Below are 18,322 nucleotides of genomic sequence, written 5' to 3'. Positions count from 1 at the left end.
TGTCAGGCTACCGTCCGACTCAGTTTGGGATCCGGCTCAGTGCCCAAGTGGTGCTATGAGTTGTGCAAAGTGCGTCCCGGCCGGATCGGAATAGCCGCTGATCTGCACGTTCGGCTCGATCTCCTCGCGATAGTCGAGTCCGAATCGGACAACATACTGTTCGTAGAGGGTCACTAGGGTAACAGCGGCTAGGGCCGCTTGTATCGCTGCGGTATTATCGATCGCGGTGACCATATAGGGCGGGCTGTGAGTACGCCAGTTGATCAGCAAGGTGTTTCCGACGGAACCTTACCACCGAGGTCGCGATGAGGCGCTGGTCTGCTATCTAGATCGCTTCCGCTCCTGTACTCCACATAGCGTTCAGTACGATCCGGACATCCTGCTAATACACCACCAATACACCACCAAAGTCATCAGGAGAAGCATCCGCGTGGTAAGCGGTCGTTGGCGTCAACGTTACGCGTCCTCGAGGGTGACCACCAGACCCGGCCTGTGCGCCCGGATCTATACTCGCCTCCCCGGCCAGCTCACTCGACCGTCGTAGCATCGCCGCTAAATGCAGCATCGGAAGTCCCGATTGTGCACCCCGTCGATCTTGCTAGCCAACGCATCCCGTTCGCTGCTCAGGCGGCTCACTGACGACTGCGCTGCACGGACCAAGATCCATACCCAGACGCGGGGCATCGCTGTGGCGGATATCGGCGCCCCCAAAACTCTGTGCGTCGCGGCTAGCAGCAATCTGGCCAGCACGCAGACCAATGGAACACCGAAACGCCACGGTAAGCGATGCTTATCAAGCATCTACTCTCCGTTGCTTGGTCATAGCAACAAGTGAGTTAGGCTCGTAGCAAACTACGCGTCAAAGCTGCCATCGTTGTCGTTGCACCCCGTTAACCCCGAGGTAAAGATGCCTAAGTCCAAGGTCCGCAAGAAGAACGATTTCACCATCACCTCGGTGAGCCGCACACCGGTCAAGGTGAAGGTCGGACCGTCCAGTGTGTGGTTCGTTACATTGTTCGTCGGCCTGATGCTGATCGGCCTCGTCTGGCTAATGGTGTTTCAGTTGGCAGCGCTGGGCACCCAGGCCCCGACAGCGTTACACTGGATGGCCCAACTCGGCCCATGGAACTATGCGATCGCGTTCGCGTTCATGATCACCGGTTTGCTGCTCACGATGCGTTGGCATTAGCAAACCCTGCCAGACGTGATGAATTTATGTTGCCGTCAACCTTTGATTAAGTCAACAACTTTGCGATTACTCAATCACACTCGTGTGATTTATCCCCACTGTTGATAAAGTTTGTGGATAACTGCATCGGCAGTGGTGAGGGGCTGAATACCGTATGCAGCAAACAGCATGGGGACCGCGCACAGCGAGAATCGCTGGTTGTGGTGGTGCCGGCATTGTGATAGCTATTGCATGTTCGACGTTAGACATAGATACGCCAGGGTTCATGCTGACCGGGATTGCTGCACTGGGTCTGATCTTGTTTGCGGGATTGTCGTGGCGTGCACGCCCAAAGTTGGCAATTAACCCCGACGGTCTAGCAGTCCAGGGCTGGTTTCGAACACGGTTATTCGGACCCGCTGACATCAAGATCATTCGGATCACTGAATTCCGCCGGTTTGGCCGCAAAGTCCGATTACTCGAGATCGAAGCCATCAACGGAGACTTAGTGATCTTGTCCCGTTGGGACCTCGGAACCGGGCCACTGGAGGTGCTCGACGCGCTCATCACCGCCGGCTACGCTGGCTGAAAAACGTTAAGCGACACGCAGCACCTAAGAAATTGTGATCGAGTCAATCACAACCGGTTCGGTAGGCCGGTCGTTGCCATCGGTAGCTGTCGTCGAAATCGCATCGACGACCTTCTGCGAGTCAGGGTCGGTCACTTCGCCAAAGATCGTGTGTCGCCGATTCAGGTGTGGAGTCTCGCCTACGGTGATGAAGAACTGAGAACCGTTAGTACCCGGGCCCGCATTGGCCATCGCTAGCAGGTAGGGTTTGTCGAACTGAAGCTCAGGGTGGAATTCATCGGCGAACTTATAGCCTGGGCCGCCACGACCTGTCCCGGTTGGATCCCCACCCTGAATCATGAAGCCTTGAATCACCCGATGAAAAACCGCCCCATCGTAGAACGGGCCGGAAGGACCACCTGACGCGTTTTGCGTCGAGTACTCCTTGGTGCCTTGCGCCAGCCCAACGAAGTTGGCGACAGTCTTGGGCACGTGGTTTCCGAACAGGGCGACTTTGATGTCGCCGCGGTTGGTGTGTAACGTGGCAGTGGCATTCTGAATAAGGCTGTTGGTCACAAAATCACAGTGTGCCATTAACTCACCAGTACGTTCACATCCGGTGTCACATGAAACCTAGCTATTGTCGCAGCGCTATACGACCAGTGTGCATGTAATAGAACTATGGGCGTTTTTAGGTGATGGCAGGCTGGGAGAGGTATCGATTCGTAAGAGGCAAAGAAAAGCGGTGGATAAACGTGTAGACGGAAACGCGGCTAACCTCTCGAGAACTACTGACCCAAGGCCTGACCTACTCGGCCACTGGGACTGGTAGATGTCACACAAGGCACTGTTGGACTTTAAGTCTCATTACCTTGCGGTCGACCGCCTCAAGCTCAAGGAAGGCGGACTAGCTTCCAAACTTTGCTTCCATACTTTGCTTCCATCCAGGAAACAGTCACCTAGGAGCTGGCAGCCGCGCAGGCAGTAGTCGCAAACCTGCCGCAGGTGTTGCGACAAGAACACCGACCGCAACACCAAGCTACCCTTGTATGATCGGTACGATCAGCATAGTCAGTCCTGGCCGGTGTTGAAATGGTTTTTAGCACTATCTGGTGCTCATTGCGTTCGGAGCTGTCACCTCGCCCAGCCAGCTTCGACGTATAGCTATGGCTGTAAGTGAACATTCGTTCTTGTCAAGCGTCCGTAGCAGGTTTCAAGATTTTGTAGAACCTAAGGAAATCGCATCTTTGACACCTGTCTTGCAAAGGTTAATTATACTATAAAGTGAAAAATTATATCTAGGATCAAATGTGAAAAACAACTGTGGTTAACAAATTTTTAACTGTGTACGGAAAGTGGCTACTTTCGCACTTGTCTGGTCATAACCTTCAGAAATGTGATTCTTGTGTATATCGATGAGACCTAAAAAACTGGTGATCCAGCTTTTGTTAAATCATCCAACTGTTGTGGTTTAGGATGCTTTTTGTTGAAAATGATAAATGACCAGATCCCTTCGCTATGATTTTAGATCTACAGTGAAAAATCCGGGTAAAATACGGCATCGATGTCTGGAAATAAATTAAGATTAGCCTTCTTATATGTGTAATTTCACCTCCGAACACTGAATTTTTTCAAACCGAACTATCAACATATTAGTTACTGGATTTTCTTTCGATTCCTGCACAGATGAGAACCATATTGGAGTACGGGACTTTCGAATTATAATCAACCAACAAAAACCCACGTGGAGGTCTTCCCAGGACACCTTCGACATGGCTTAAATCACAATATTTCAACATTTATTCCAGGCTTCCATTAAGCAGCCAGATGAAATCATAATTATATATGAATAAAGTGGTAATAAACAATGCATGCTAGCCTTAATGAAGGCTTGGAAAAGTCTATTCTCAGGTCTCCATTAGAAGACCGGCAGCGTTGTTAACACAATAAAGTACTTCGTCGAAAACACGGTTACGAGACTGTTCAACGAATTCGTACTTCACTCAGATGGGGGATCTGGTCGCTATACGCCGCGTGAAGCTCTCACCAGCATTCCATTTCAGGTGCCGCAGGAATTTTATCCGCACAAGACCTGGAAATTACCCAACCAAGCTATCCACTGACCCATTTACAAACATGAAACTCATCCACACTAGAAGAGCATTTTTAGGTGATAGACGTGTGTAAAAAAGAATTTTATACCAGAAATACCGATCAGGTTCAGAAATTAACCTCAGCTTACTTCATGTTGTAAAAAATCAATCAACACGCATACTCAACTGTCTATCTGCGCCAGATGACCCGTACTTTATCGGCTCTAAATTACAAGTTCGAAGATTTACATCTATATATATATATATGTATGTATGTATATATTCTCCTAGTCTAGCTCAAAAGATGCATATCCGGAATTACGAATTAATCTGCTAGCACATACCAAATAACCTGATCGAAATCTTGCAATTAATCCCAAAGAAAATTAGGAAATACTGGTATAGATGAGTAAGCAACCGGAAGCCATAGATCGATAGGGTCGGACAAGAGTTGATCTGTGACGACAAACCCGTGACGGAGGATTAATGACTATTGTCGGTAAGACAAATCACGAGGTGGTGTCCCGTTAGGACAAATAAATAATTACGAAGCGTCCGCATTTCGTGGCAAAAACATGCTTAAGTGGGTAATAAAAACTGCCAAGCAAGTCGCATATCGCCGTCGTAACGGCAGACGTAACAATAATGACCAACATTACCACCAACATATAATGGTCGCCACCAGCGTCTACGGTACCGGTGAACACACATAATCTCATGAGAAGCTCTCCAGCAGATTAAAATAGATCTATCTACGGCAAAAGTTCATCCAGAACGAAAATTTGCACAAAGAATATATTTCCCTGCTAAAAAATTCTCCTTGTCCAGTCAAGTAGGGTGACTAAACACCACTAGTAGTACAACCGTGCTTGTAGCATATTATTAACTATAAACAACCTACTAAACCTAAATAAGTTGTTCGCCAATACATTTTTTGATTTTGTACGGCATTCAGCCCTACAGTAACGAAGCGTAAACAGCACGTATATCCATTAACATTTTCCCAACAGGCCAAACATCAAGGACCACTGCCACAGCACCGAGGTCAGCCGCACTTATTAACTAGTATATCTTAACAACAATCTTTCGTAAATCAAGCAGTGATATTAGCCTCAGATCATGGCAGAAAGGTCAAGAAGGTAAGGCGACCGAGCTATCCGAACTGCAGAAAACAGTTCGTCAGGGATAAGTTACAGGACGAAACACTTTTGCCTAGAGTATCGGTCAAGACCATCCAGTTGAGATCAGTCCGACAAAACACTTATGGCAACAATTAGAACGGTAAGAAACCTCAAGTTATGCAATCCAATATCAGACCACAGTACAAGACTCCTGACGGTCGTCGTCAAACAACGAAGCAAGGCTTTCCGACCAAGCGTTCTTATCAGAACGTGGGCGAATCAGCTTGAGGTAAACAGCGCCGCGTTGGCCTATAACGCCGGCCACCAGTCCAGTAAAGCTGAAGGAGTAAACACAGATATAGCTCGACTCCAAGCACAAACTGATGAAGAAGTCTATTCGCGCCCAATATCAGATAATACTGAATACGGTGTTGGGCTATCTCGGTCAGCGATTTGTTCGCGAGTAAGTTACGGGTCTGAATGTAGATCGGGCAACTGTCTTCGATACACAAAATAGTTGGTACTATTAGGCAGTTGCTCGCAATAGCAGTCACCGACAATCGGCAGGTGTGGATGCCGAGGTCGACTGACACTGGTAGACGACGTGTTTGTGGTGAGGTCACTGAAGAGCAGCAAGGCGAACACGATCAGCTCGCCAACGTTTGTCGACGAGCTCCTGGTGCCGGGCGGTCCGAGCGTAGCAGCTTTCCCTGGATCCTGCTGAGCTGATGTTGAATCAACTTATAACTTCTATACGGACGGAATATCGAGGCGGTCTAGATGGCCATCAATGCGCTGTTAACTCGCGATTGTGGTTAAAATGTAATCACGCCTGACCCCTCAAAACCTCGGAAATTCCGAAGTTGCAGACCACTGTCTAGCTGTGGTTGTGTTTGTGGAGCCTAGGGGAATCGAACCCCTGACATCTGCCTTGCAAAGGCAGTGCTCTACCGACTGAGCTAAGGCCCCCCGTCATTATCGAGTATGCCAAATGCCGCCACGTTCCAAACTCCAACGCCGTGTCGTGACTGCACTACTACCACCACAGCGACCGAGACCAGCAAGAACGCAAATTTCACACAACATCTTGACGTACACATAGTTGTGGGCCTAGGAGGACTCGAACCTCCGACCTCTTCGTTATCAGCGAAGTGCTCTAACCGCCTGAGCTATAGGCCCTTACTTGCGTATAACCGAGCAACGAGATTACCGCAGTTATTAGAACCTCACCCCAAAAAACGAACCCTCAAACAACATCGCCACAACCTAATCTAAATCTGCGAGAGTGACTTCAACACCGCCGACCAAATCGGAGGACAAATTGTAGACAAACGCAGCGATAGCGGCCATCGTAGTCATCAACACAATGTTGACTAAGCCGACCAAGACGGCACAACCGAAGATGGTGCTGTTGGAGACAAGTTCTCCGCTATTTCCGCCGGTGTTGTTTAGAAGATCACCAACGTTACTGTTGAGCTTTGCCCACACCCCCATACCGCCGAGCAATAAGTATAGGAACGCCACCGCGATCATCCAGACAAAGAACAACGCAACCGAGAGCAACAGGGACACCTTCAACATGCTCCATGGATCAATCCGCCGGATCTGCATGCTAGCCCGAACCGGTCCATGGCTTCGGCGCGATATTTGGGACCGGATTTCACCGGTTCCTCGCACTTTGGTAATCTCTAGACGTCCCATCCGCGGTGTGCTGGAACCACGATCGGGCGAGGGCTTGCACGGTACGGTCCTCTGGACTGGTCCGGACAAATCTGGTAACTCGCTAGCGTACGATTCAGTGAATGGAACCTCGTTAGACATCAGAACAGGTTCCAATGCCTGTGTTGAGTTATTCTTCTTGGGCAGCTGTCCGCTCAGCGCCGGTGCAGTCATGCCGGAGATAAAGCGGTTCGACCGGACGTTTGCACCTGGTGCTGGATTCGACTGCCGTGTAGTGGTGAGCGGATCTGACGGGCGATAACCGGACTGGGAAGCTCGGGCGGACCCACGCTGCCAGGGCGGTGAATCGTTGGGTTCCGGGCTGTGGCCCCTTTGGAGACCCTCCGATGACTCTCCCGGTACAGACGTTGCGCGATGTAGACCGGCACGCTCGACCGAACCATCCCCAATCAGGTCGTCGGCCGCGTTGAAGGCCCTCGATTCGTTCGGTGACGTCACCCCGACTCCTTAAAACATGTGTATCAATCTGCCCGAGTATGTAGCCAGTCACAATCATGTCCGGTCGGGCGAAGTATTGCTATCGGAACCAAAAAAGCTAAGTACACGACTCCTTGAGATCATCACTTTAACCGACACCGCCGTCGGCGCTTTCTTCGGCATTACGTGCGATGGCTAACAGCGTGTCGCCCTCACCTAAGTTCATCAACCGAACACCCTTGGTCTGGCGTCCTGCCTGGCGAACCTGGCGTGCCGTTGTACGAATTACCCCACCCCCTGAGGTGATCGCGTACAACTCGCTGTCTTCATCAACCACGATGGCCCCAACCAAGCTACCGCGCCGACGATCGTACATGACCGTTAGAACACCCTTTCCGCCACGGCCCTGCATCGGGTACTCCTCAATCGAGGTGCGTTTAGCGTAACCCCCAGACGTTGCGACAAGCAGGTAAGTATCTTCGCGAACCACATTCAACGACAACAGTCGATCATCGGCGTTAAACCGCATGCCCTGCACACCAGAGGTAGCCCGCCCCATCGGACGCAAGGCCTCGTCAGTCGCTGAGAACCGGATAGACTGGCCGTTAGCCGATACCAGAAGCAAGTCGCCGTCGGCCGCGCACAACACTGCACCGACCAACTCATCGTTGTCACGTAAATTAATTGCCACGATCCCACCCGAACGATTAGAGTCAAAATCGGTCAACTTTGACTTCTTAACCAGACCGGCGCGCGTGGCAAGGACCAAGTATGGAGCGTCTTCATAGCTACGGATCTGAATTACCTGAGCGATGCGCTCTTCAGGCTGGAATGCAAGCAAATTGGCCACGTGTTGCCCGCGTGCCGTTCGAGAAGCCTCTGGCAATTCATAGGCCTTGGCCCGGTATACGCGGCCTTGGGTGGTGAAAAACAGGATCCAATCGTGAGTTGAACACACGAAGAAATGCCGGACGATGTCGTCCTGCTTCAAACCGGCGCCTTGAACACCTTTCCCGCCGCGTTTCTGGCTGCGATACAGGTCAGTTTTAGTACGTTTAGCATATCCAGTTTCAGTTATCGTGACAACGACCTCTTCACGAGCAATCAAATCCTCGTCGTTGACATCACCATCAACCGCTATTATCCGAGTACGACGGTCATCACCGTACTTCTCTGCGATCTCAGTCAGTTCATTACGAATGATACCACGCCGACGCTCCGGCTTAGCCAGAATATCTCCCAGATCAGCGATCTCGACCTCAATCTTAGCGAGATCATCAATAATGCGTTGACGCTCCAAAGCCGCCAAACGCCGCAGCTGCATGTCCAGGATAGCTTGAGCCTGAATGTCGTCGATATCGAGTAACTCGACCACCCCAACACGAGCAATATCCACGGTCTGCGATGCCCGAATCAACGTAATAACCTCATCTAACGCATCGAGCGCTTTGACCAATCCACGCAAAATATGAGCCCGCTCGTTGGCTTTACGCAATCGGTAGGTAGTGCGCCGGACAATGACGTCCAGTTGATGTTCGACATAATAACAAATCATCTGATCCAACCGCAAAGTGCGCGGCACGCCGTCAACGATTGACAACATGTTGGCTCCGAAACTAGTTTGCAGCTGAGTATGCTTGTACAGGTTATTGAGCACCACTTTGGCCACCGCGTCACGCTTGATCTCGATGACGATACGTACACCAACCCGGTCGCTGCCTTGGTCTTCTACATTGGAGATGCCGGCTAGCCGGCCAGTGCGGACTTGCTCAGCGATAGAAGTGATGAAGTTGTCGTGGTTGACCTGATACGGTAGCTCAGTGATGACCAATGACGTCCTTCCGCGTGAATCTTCTTCAACCTCAACAACTCCGCGTATCCGAATGGAACCACGGCCAGTCTTGTAAGCATCGGCAATGCCTTGCGAACCGACAATCAACCCGGCGGTAGGGAAATCAGGACCTTTGACCCGTTCCATAACAGCGACCAGCATCGTCTCTTCGTCAGCGTCATGGTTCTCTAGGCACCAAAACACAGCGTCGGCGAGCTCATACAGGTTGTGCGGCGGGATATTGGTAGCCATGCCGACCGCGATACCGCCAGAACCATTAGCCAACAGGTTGGGAAAACGGCTAGGCAACACCATCGGTTCCTGCACCCGGCCATCGTAGTTAGATATGAAATCAACTGTCTCCTCGTCGATCTCGCGCAACATTTCCATCGCCAATGGAGTAAGCCGAGCCTCGGTGTTATGGCTGATGAATCCATTAGTCAAAAACGAATGATCCTCGGTGTCCACATGTAGACTGAACACAGGTTGAATACCGGTATCAGTCACGGACGCGACGCGCGCGTAGTAGAACCGGCCATCAGTAAGGTCAGTCACGATGGCACGAATATCGGGATCGGCGATGTGGCCGACGATTTCCGCGCTATGATGGTGCCAATGTTGGACGCAATCAACATTATGCTGATTAAATGAGTCTTCCTCGACCCAGCGGTTATCACAATGCTTACGAATGAAAGTGGCCAAACCTGGTACGCAGTTGATATCCATGCCAACGCATGGAGACATAGATACCACGTCCCGGATAAGCTTAGCTTGTTTAGTAACACCGAAACCGACTTGGGTGAAAAACATTTCTACTTGAGCGCGGTTAGCTATGACAACCTTGTACTCATTGACAGTATGGCAATAGCGCTCAGACACGACTCCGAATTCAAGCAGCATCTGCTGGACGTCGGCGGCCAGTCGCTCACTAAGTGTCGAGTAGGAAATCTCAATTATATTTCGCGACAATATCGAAGAAAATCCTTCACCTTCAAACAATGCCTGAAGGAATGCTCGTTTGACGGTGGAAGGTGAGTGCCACAACCAGTCAGGTACCAACTTGTCCGCAGACCGTTGCCCGCATAAACCGCTAAGTCTTGTCTTCTTAAACTCGATGAGGTTATAAACATCAAGTTCGAGTAGCGTCGACCCCGATACGGTGATTCGAGAAGATATGCAACGCAGGCCACCCACAACCGTATCATAAGCATTAACAACCATGGTGAAATAGTCACGGTCAAGGCTGTTAAATCCAGCATGGTCCTGAAAAACGAAGCCCCCACTAATAAAGGCTCCGAATAACAATGCTTCCATCGTAGAATACCAGTCCGCCGGACCAAATTCCACTGGTGGGATCCGCTGTAAAACAACGTAGTCTCCTGATCGAATTTCTCCAATCAGCTTCCACAACAAGGTGGGTATACCGCCGACATTCACTAAACACAACAAGGGATGGTTCGACGTCCCGGTGATCTCATAGCCTTCAGTGGTGCGCACTGTATAGGTTTGGTGCTCTCCTGAATGGAATAAATAATCGGCTACAACCGGATTACCATGCCGATCAAGAACCTTCAAGTCGATCGGATTGTCCGAATTGAACTGAGCTCCAGTAACGATATCACCGATTCGTATTGATTTCCCAAATAGCAACCTCACCAAGGAATTTCCTGACACACAATAACGCATCGCTGCCGGTGGGTCATTACCCGGCGAACCGAAATTGCCTTGCCCATCAACCAAGGGATACCGCAGCGACCACGGCTGCGCCATGCGCACTAACGTGTCATAAATCGATGCGTCGCCGTGCGGATGGTAATTGCCCATCGTCTCAGCGACTGACCGTGCTGACTTAGCGTGGCTACGGTCCGGGCGGAAACCGGAGTCTAACATCGCGTACAAGACCCGACGATGTACCGGTTTGAGACCATCGCGGACTTCAGGCAACGCCCGGCCCACAATCACACTCATCGCGTAATCAATATAGCTGCGCTGCATTTCCTGCTGAATGTCGACCGGCTCAACCCGCTGTATAGAACCGTCACCTGGTGGCAGCGTGATATCAGTCATTTATTCCTCATTTGCATCATTTGCATCGCACGTCGAAAAATGTTTTATTTAACTAGACATCCAGGAAACGAACATCCTTGGCATTACGGGTGATAAAGCTACGGCGTGCATCGACGTCCTCACCCATCAGAATAGAGAATAACTCGTCAGCAGCCGCCGCGTCATCCAGTGTTACTTGACGCAAAACTCGCACCGACGGGTCCATGGTGGTTTCCCACAACTCCTTGGCATCCATTTCACCTAAACCTTTATAACGTTGGATACCATCCTCTTTGTTGATTTTCTTGCCAAGCTTAAGCCCGGTCTCTAATAAGCCGTCGCGCTCGCTATCGGAGTAAGCAAATTCCGGATCCATACGTTGCCACTTCAATTTGTAAAGTGGCGGCTGCGCTAAAAACACGTACCCATGCTCGATGAGTGGTCGCATGAACCGAAATAACAAAGTCAACAACAGCGTCGAGATATGTTGGCCGTCAACGTCAGCGTCGGCCATCAAAACAATTTTGTGATAACGCAGCCTGGAGATATCGAATTCATCATGGATTCCAGTACCCAATGCCGTAATAATTGCTTGAACTTCGGTGTTCTTTAGCACTCGGTCAATACGTGCCTTTTCAACATTTATGATCTTGCCACGTAACGGAAGGATTGCCTGAAACATCGAATCACGGCCACTCTTTGCTGAACCACCAGCCGAATCACCTTCCACTACATACAGTTCAGAACTTCGAGGATCAGTAGAGCGGCAATCGGCAAGTTTTCCAGGAAGTCCACCAAGATCGGTGGCACTTTTTCGACGCACTAACTCTCGTGCTTTACGTGCAGCTATTCGGGCTTGTGCCGACGATATCGCCTTATTCACAACCGCTTTCGCATCTACTGGATTGGCTTCAAACCAGTGAATAAGTTGCTCATTACAGACCCTCTGCACGAATGACTTAACTTCGGTGTTCCCCAGCTTTGTTTTGGTCTGACCCTCAAACTGTGGTTCACTGACCTTAACCGAGATAACCGCCGCCAGACCTTCACGGATATCGTCGCCAGTTAGGTTGGGATCCTTGTCTTTGAGTAGTTTTTTATCCTTAGCGTACTTGTTCACCACTGATGTCAAAGCGCTACGGAAACCTTCTTCGTGGGTGCCGCCTTCATGGGTGTTAATCGTGTTCGCAAAGGTATGCACTGATTCCGAATAGCCGCCGTTCCACTGCATCGCAACTTCAACCTCGTGACCGGCACCTTTGCCATCAAAATCGATAATGCTCTGTTGAATAGGAGTCTTAGTCCGGTTGATGTGCTTGACGAAGTCCACCAGGCCTCCGGGGTAGTGGAACGTACGGTGTCTAACCTTGTGCGGCGCACTCGACTCCGTTGACTTTTCTTCAACGGTCATAGCCACAGGAGCCTCGGCTGTATCGCTGACGACATCGTCGACAACTTCGTCCTGCTTCACCCGTTCGTCAACAAGATTGATCGTCAAACCCTTGTTCAAGAAAGCCACTTCTTGAATTCGGCGCGCCACCGTCCCAAAGTCATACTTTGTGGTTTCGAAAATGTCAGGATCTGCCCAAAATCTAATCGTCGTTCCCGTCGCCTCAGTAGCTTCGCCTTGCTTAAGAATGCCCGGCACAGCCTTGTCGTAAAACTGTGACCATTCATAGCCGTCACGTTTGATGTCGACCTCGACCCTGGTGGACAATGCGTTAACCACCGACACACCTACCCCATGCAAACCACCACTGACGTTATAACCGCTATCTTTACCACCGAATTTACCGCCGGCATGTAATTGGGTCATAACTACGTCAACAGTCGGTACCCCCGTAGCATGCACTGCCACCGGAATACCACGACCGTTATCGGCGACCTCGACACTACCGTCGTCGAATAACCGCACATCAACTTGCGTAGCATAACCGGCCATCGCCTCATCTACTGAGTTGTCCACCACTTCCCATATCAGATGGTGGAGACCACGCTCACCAGTTGACCCGACGTACATACCGGGACGTTTGCGAACGGCCTCCAGCCCTTCAAGAATAGTGATGGACGCAGCGCCATATTCGTCTTGGGCCTTCCTCTGGGCAGCCACGGTCTGAATGCTCTCCTTGAGGTTACATGTGAGCGGTCCAGTTACCGCAGCAGTCACACCACTCCATTTTAGCGTGACCGATCGTCGACACCGATTTTATAAGGCTGTTTCTACTTACCTGATCACGTCATAAAGGCGATATTTCTATTTACGGAGCATCCCCTTCTCCTCGTATTAACGATACAAGTCCATTTCATCTTGACAACTCTGAACCGGCGTGTCGGCTAGCCGTAGGTGTCGCGTGGCCCTCTGCCAGCAATGTGCCACGGCCCCTTTCGCCATGATGGCGCGGTCGGGCCTGTAATTTTCAGTGAAGTCACCACACCATTACCAACGGCCGCAGCAATCTTGGCCAGCAACTGTGCCTGCATTATACGCAGCTGGGTAGCCCAAGCAGTCGATTCGGCAGTCACGCTGAGTACACCATTGTTGAGTCCAACAGGGAATGCATGGTCGGCAATTTGTCCGCCCACCATCGACGCCCATTGACCAAACACCCTACCCTCGGCAACTTGCGCCGACCAACCGCGCTTTTTCGCCAGATCATGTGCCACCTTGCCGAGAGGTTGCGGATCACGGACATCAGGCCCTGGACCCGACCAGTTACGACGTCGATCCGTAACACGAAACGGAACTGGGGGTACCACATGTCCACGACCAGCATCTTTTCCCTGCGCACAGGCTGCAGCACGGGCTTCTTCAAGAGCGCGCCTAACCAAATCGAAGCCCGATAACGTGCCTAGTGGTTCGATGGTATCGCCACCGTAGCTATATGACTCATTGGATTCAATCACGGATACACCACCGATACCCGTCCCGAATCACTGTCACGCAAATCGACAGTCACCCACTTAGCATCCCAACCCACCGGAATATCCTCCTGCGCCGCAGAGGTTACCAATACCTGCTCTGCTGATTCCGCCACTGTCGCCAATGCTCTACAACGGGCAGCATCGAGTTCGGCAAATACGTCGTCAAGCAACAATACTGGTTCGTTACCGTCGGCACGCAACAACTCATAGGCAGCCAACCGCAACGCTATCGCCAGCGACCATGATTCCCCATGGCTGGCAAAGCCTTTCGCAGGTTGGTCGCCAAGTCGCAACTCGAGTTCATCGCGATGCGGACCGACTAAGCATATGCCGCGTTCCAACTCAACGTTCCGACGCGTCGACAATCCAGCTAACAGATCGGCTTGCAGTAAGGCACGGTCACTGCTCCCAACACCTGCGATGCCTCCAATATCTAAACTGGCACGATAGCTGATCGACGCAGTGCGCGATCCCGGTGCCAACAACTGATACGCCTTTTCCACTTCTGGCGCCAACTGATTTACCAAATCGATACGCGCAGCCATCAATTCGGCGCCATGTTCAGCCAATCGAGTATCCCATACATCAAGTGTGTCCAGTACACCTTGGTCACTTCGATACCGCGCAGCTGCTAAAGACTTCAGTAATGCAGTGCGTTGCCGCAGCACCTTGTCGTAGTCTGCGCGCACGGCAGCAATCACCGGCTGACGCACAGTCGCCAAATCATCCAAGTAACGACGCCGATTGGCAGGATCTCCGCAAACTAACGCTAAATCTTCGGGGGCAAACAGCACCGCTCGCAATACCCCAACTACCTCACGCATACCGCGCACAAGTGAACGATTCAATCGCGCCCTGTTTGCCCGCCCCGCAGCAATCTCCAAATCAATCGCACATTCCCTACCTTCATTGACCACGATCGTTGAAACTATAGCTCGGATTGTTCCCGCTCTGATTAACGGTATATCGGTCCCCACCCGATGCGAACTTAAAGTGGTGGAATACCATAGTGCCTCAATCAGATTTGTTTTACCGTTACCATTGGGACCGAAAAACACTGTCCGTCCTGGATTTAACTCAAGGTCAACGTGGTCCCAGGACCGAAAGTCACGCAGTCCAAAATGCCGGACGTACACTTATCCAGGCAACCGAACTGGCATCAGTAAATACACATAGTCAGTTGGCAGTGCGGGAAAGGGGCCATCATGCGTCGGATGGACATCATCATTAGACGTTGGACGCAGCAATGCTGGCTTACTCGGTGTCGTGAAACCAAATGACACCCGCTCTGAATGCACCGATGCAAGTCCATCAGTCAGATAATTCGGGTTAAACGCTATAGTCAACGGTTCACCAGTAAAAGCAACAGCAAGATCTTCTTCGGCTCGGCCCACATCATCGGCGCCGGCGGAAAGCCGTAATATACCGTCACCGAATTCCATGCGCACTTGCGCGCCACGGTCAGCTACCAACGCCACCAGTTTGATCGCCTCGGTCAACTCAGCCACGTCGATGGTGGCCACTGCGGTGTGCTCAGCCGGCAATAACTGCCTGAATTTCGGAAACTCAGCGTCAAGAAGTCGAGTAGTACTGCGCTTCCCGCCACCGCTAATGCCGAAAAGCCCATCTTTTCCAACGCCGACTCCAGCGCCCAATGACAGACAAACACCAGAGCCGTCGGTACCGGCTTTAGCAACTTCCACCAAAGTTTTGGCCGGCACCAGCACCGATGCCTCGAAATCCGATGACAACACCGACCATTTTAACTCGCGGACCGCCAAACGGAACCTATCGGTGGCGGCCAAGACTACCGTGTCACCCGAGATCTCGATCCGGATCCCGGTAAGCATGGGCAAGGTATAGTCACGACCGGCCGCAATAGCAACCTGACCTATCGCCTCAGCGAACACATCCGATGGCAACGTGCCAGTTTCATCCGGCAAAGTAGGCAGTGTAGGGTAGTCTTCAACCGCCATCGTCGGCAACGAGAACCTCGCACTTCCGCAAGTCAATGCAACCCGATTACCGTCCACATAAAAGTGAACAGGTTTGTTCGGAAGCGCCCGAGTAATATCTGACAACAACCTCCCAGATACCAAAACGCTTCCAGAAGAAGCTATCTCGGCAGCAACCTGCACCTCTGCGGAAACTTCGTAATCGAATCCGGAGATCGTTAGGCCGCTATCTGAACCGGTCAGCAGCACGCCGGATAGCACCGGTACCGTTGGTCTAGTGGGGAGATACTTCGCTACCCATGACACCGCGCTGGCGAACGACTCACGTGCTAAACAAAATTTTAAATCGCTGCAACCAACATTGGTTTTGGCCAGGTCCATGGCGCCCCTTCACCTAAAAATCGTTGAAATCCAACGGCTAGCCTCCGCCCCCGCTAGCGTGAGCCCACTGTAACGAACGTCGGTGACACATAGTGCACCACGACGTCCCTAACAGTAGTCGAAGAGCAAACGTAGATCTTCGAGTGCCACCTTGAAAGTAGCGTCAACGGTGACGGCTGAGGTTGCCGTCACATCGTGGCATGCTGTATCCCCAGCATCATTTTTTAAATAAGAACACGAAGAAATCTTAGTATCAGTATTAAAGGGTGTGGATCTTGTGGATAACCGGATTTTGTTGAGCTAGATGAGCTGTTGAGGTGTGGATGTCAGTGTTGATAATAAAGAATCTGCGATTCGCCGTTGTGGATCGACTATGGGTGTGCATGAAATCAAGGATTGTTGCATGTCAGTATACTTAGTTTGTCCACAGAAATATACACACTTTGGAAATGTGACTGATGTGACTTAAGTGCAAGAAGTTTTTCTGGAGAAAGTATGTGTTGCGCATCGAAAGTCAGCGCTTAGACCGTTGCCGGATGCGAGTGGTGAGTTCCTTGACGTGGTCGAACACTTCGCGACGTTCAGCCATCTCGGACAAGATTTTTCGTTGTGCGTACATAACCGTGGTGTGGTCACGGCCGAATGCTTGGCCGATCTTGGGTAGCGAGAGGTCGGTGAGTTCACGACACAAATACATCGCGATCTGGCGTGACTGGGCCAGTGCTCGGGTTTTGCCTGGCCCACGGAGTTCTTCGATGGTGGTATCGAAGTATTCGGCGGTGGCTGTCATTATGGTTGCCGCACTGATTTGCATCGTGCTGGCGTCTGCGATCAGGTCACGCAGTACGATTTCCGCTAATGCTTTGTCGATTGCAGTCTTGTTGAGCGAAGCAAACGCGGTGACTCTGATGAGAGCTCCCTCGAGTTCACGGATGTTACGTTCGATACTGCTGGCGATGAGTTCGAGGACATCGCCAGGCACCGCTAGGCGTTCCATCTGGGCTTTCTTACGCAAGATGGCGATGCGGGTTTCTAGTTCAGGGGGTTGTACGTCGGTAATAAGCCCCCACTCGAACCGGGTCCTTAGTCGGTCTTCGAGGGTGGCGAGTTGTTTCGGTGGGCGGTCAGAAGAGATGACGATTTGCTTGTTGGCGTTATGTAAGGTATTAAAGGTATGGAAGAACTCTTCTTGTATACCTTCTTTTCCTTCGATGAATTGGATGTCATCGACCAGTAGCACATCGACGTCGCGGTAGCTGCGTTTGAACGCTACTTTGCGGTCGTCACGGAGCGAGTTGATGAAGTCGTTGGTGAATTCTTCTGTGGAGACATATTTGACCCGCATGCCGGGAAACAGTCGTTGTGCGTAGTTCCCGGCGGCGTGCAATAGGTGGGTTTTGCCAAGACCTGACTCGCCCCAAATGAAAAGGGGGTTGTAGGCTCGGGCCGGTGCTTCGGCTATCGCTAGCGCGGCAGCATGCGCGAACCGATTCGACGCGCCAATAACGAACGTTTCGAAGGTGTAACGGCGATTAAGGCTGGTACCTCCCGTGACGGTTGATTCGGTATGGTGCGGACGTTCGGTGAAGTAGGTTGGCAAACCCTGGTACTCGCCTGTAAGAGGCTCCCCGTAATTTTCGTCTGTATCTGTGCCGCAATCGTCGGTTAGAAGGACGTCGGCTGACGAGGAATTGTCGTCAATATGGTCGGTAGAGGGCGGTGCGATACGGACTCCGAGCTGTATCTGTTGTCCGAGTCGACGGCTGAGTGCATCGGTGATTGGCGTTCGTAGATGACGTTCAATTTCATTTTGGACAAAGCTGCTGGGCACCGATAAAAGAGCAAATCCCTCGATGATGGTGAGTGGTTGAACCAGATTTAGCCATGCTCTTTGCTGAGGAGTTAGCGGAGTGACTAGGGTGCTGTCGTTGGTGGCTTCGTCGTCTGTGTTGGATTCGCCGTTGAGTTCGGAGACGACTGCGTTCCAAACCGTGGTGAAACCTAGACTAAGGTCATCGGCCAACGACGTATCTCTCTGGTTCTCGTAAATTTCGGGCTTTTTGGCGTGCGGTACAAACAT

General features: G+C 51.3%; 10 protein-coding genes, 2 tRNA genes and 1 pseudogene. 2 read left to right on the top strand and 11 right to left on the bottom strand.

Features of this window, described 5'->3' with window-relative positions; translation table 11 throughout:
* Positions 1-36: 36 nt before the first annotated feature.
* Positions 37-801: pseudogene (locus ML_RS18300) on the bottom strand (DUF881 domain-containing protein).
* 106 nt (positions 802-907) lie between these two features.
* Here ML_RS18300 and crgA point away from each other — a divergent pair.
* Positions 908-1,189: a cell division protein CrgA gene (gene crgA / locus ML_RS00070; protein ID WP_010907465.1), complete on the top strand. Its 282-nt coding sequence runs from the start codon at positions 908-910 to the stop codon at positions 1,187-1,189.
* 154 nt (positions 1,190-1,343) lie between these two features.
* Positions 1,344-1,757: a PH domain-containing protein gene (locus tag ML_RS00065; RefSeq protein WP_010907464.1), complete on the top strand. Its 414-nt coding sequence runs from the start codon at positions 1,344-1,346 to the stop codon at positions 1,755-1,757.
* A gap of 24 nt (positions 1,758-1,781) precedes the next feature.
* Here the strand turns inward: ML_RS00065 and ML_RS00060 are convergent, their stop codons facing one another.
* The 10 genes from ML_RS00060 to dnaA all read right to left on the bottom strand — a co-directional run bounded on the left by ML_RS00060 (position 1,782) and on the right by dnaA (position 18,265).
* Entirely contained in the window at positions 1,782-2,330 is a 549-nt protein-coding gene (locus ML_RS00060) for a peptidylprolyl isomerase (RefSeq protein WP_010907463.1), read from the bottom strand.
* A 3,516-nt stretch (positions 2,331-5,846) separates the two neighbouring features.
* Positions 5,847-5,919: transfer RNA gene (locus tag ML_RS00045), tRNA-Ala, on the bottom strand.
* A 136-nt stretch (positions 5,920-6,055) separates the two neighbouring features.
* Positions 6,056-6,129 (bottom strand) — tRNA-Ile (locus ML_RS00040).
* Positions 6,130-6,216: 87 nt separating this feature from the next.
* Positions 6,217-7,128 (bottom strand): DUF3566 domain-containing protein, encoded by a 912-nt coding sequence (locus ML_RS00035; protein WP_010907460.1) that lies wholly within the window; start codon positions 7,126-7,128, stop codon positions 6,217-6,219.
* A 127-nt stretch (positions 7,129-7,255) separates the two neighbouring features.
* Positions 7,256-11,005, bottom strand: a complete 3,750-nt coding sequence (gene gyrA / locus ML_RS00030) for an intein-containing DNA gyrase subunit A (RefSeq protein ID WP_010907459.1) — start codon at positions 11,003-11,005, stop codon at positions 7,256-7,258.
* A 52-nt stretch (positions 11,006-11,057) separates the two neighbouring features.
* Positions 11,058-13,094 carry a DNA topoisomerase (ATP-hydrolyzing) subunit B gene (gyrB, locus tag ML_RS00025; protein WP_010907458.1) on the bottom strand — a complete coding sequence of 679 codons (2,037 nt, stop codon included), beginning with the start codon at positions 13,092-13,094 and terminating at the stop codon, positions 11,058-11,060.
* A 224-nt stretch (positions 13,095-13,318) separates the two neighbouring features.
* Entirely contained in the window at positions 13,319-13,888 is a 570-nt protein-coding gene (locus ML_RS00020; protein ID WP_010907457.1) for a DUF721 family protein, read from the bottom strand.
* Positions 13,885-15,042: a DNA replication/repair protein RecF gene (recF, locus tag ML_RS00015; protein WP_010907456.1), complete on the bottom strand. Its 1,158-nt coding sequence runs from the start codon at positions 15,040-15,042 to the stop codon at positions 13,885-13,887. Before recF ends, ML_RS00020 begins: the two co-directional genes overlap by 4 nt.
* On the bottom strand, positions 15,043-16,242 hold the full coding sequence (dnaN, locus tag ML_RS00010) for a DNA polymerase III subunit beta (RefSeq protein ID WP_010907455.1): 1,200 nt from the start codon (positions 16,240-16,242) through the stop codon (positions 15,043-15,045).
* 514 nt (positions 16,243-16,756) lie between these two features.
* Positions 16,757-18,265 carry a chromosomal replication initiator protein DnaA gene (gene dnaA / locus ML_RS00005; protein ID WP_231846662.1) on the bottom strand — a complete coding sequence of 503 codons (1,509 nt, stop codon included), beginning with the start codon at positions 18,263-18,265 and terminating at the stop codon, positions 16,757-16,759.
* Between the last annotated feature and the right edge of the window lie 57 nt (positions 18,266-18,322).

It is taken from the genome of Mycobacterium leprae TN (assembly GCF_000195855.1).
Classification (GTDB): Bacteria; Actinomycetota; Actinomycetes; order Mycobacteriales; family Mycobacteriaceae; genus Mycobacterium; species Mycobacterium leprae.
This window is presented reverse-complemented; position numbering and strand designations above follow the sequence as displayed.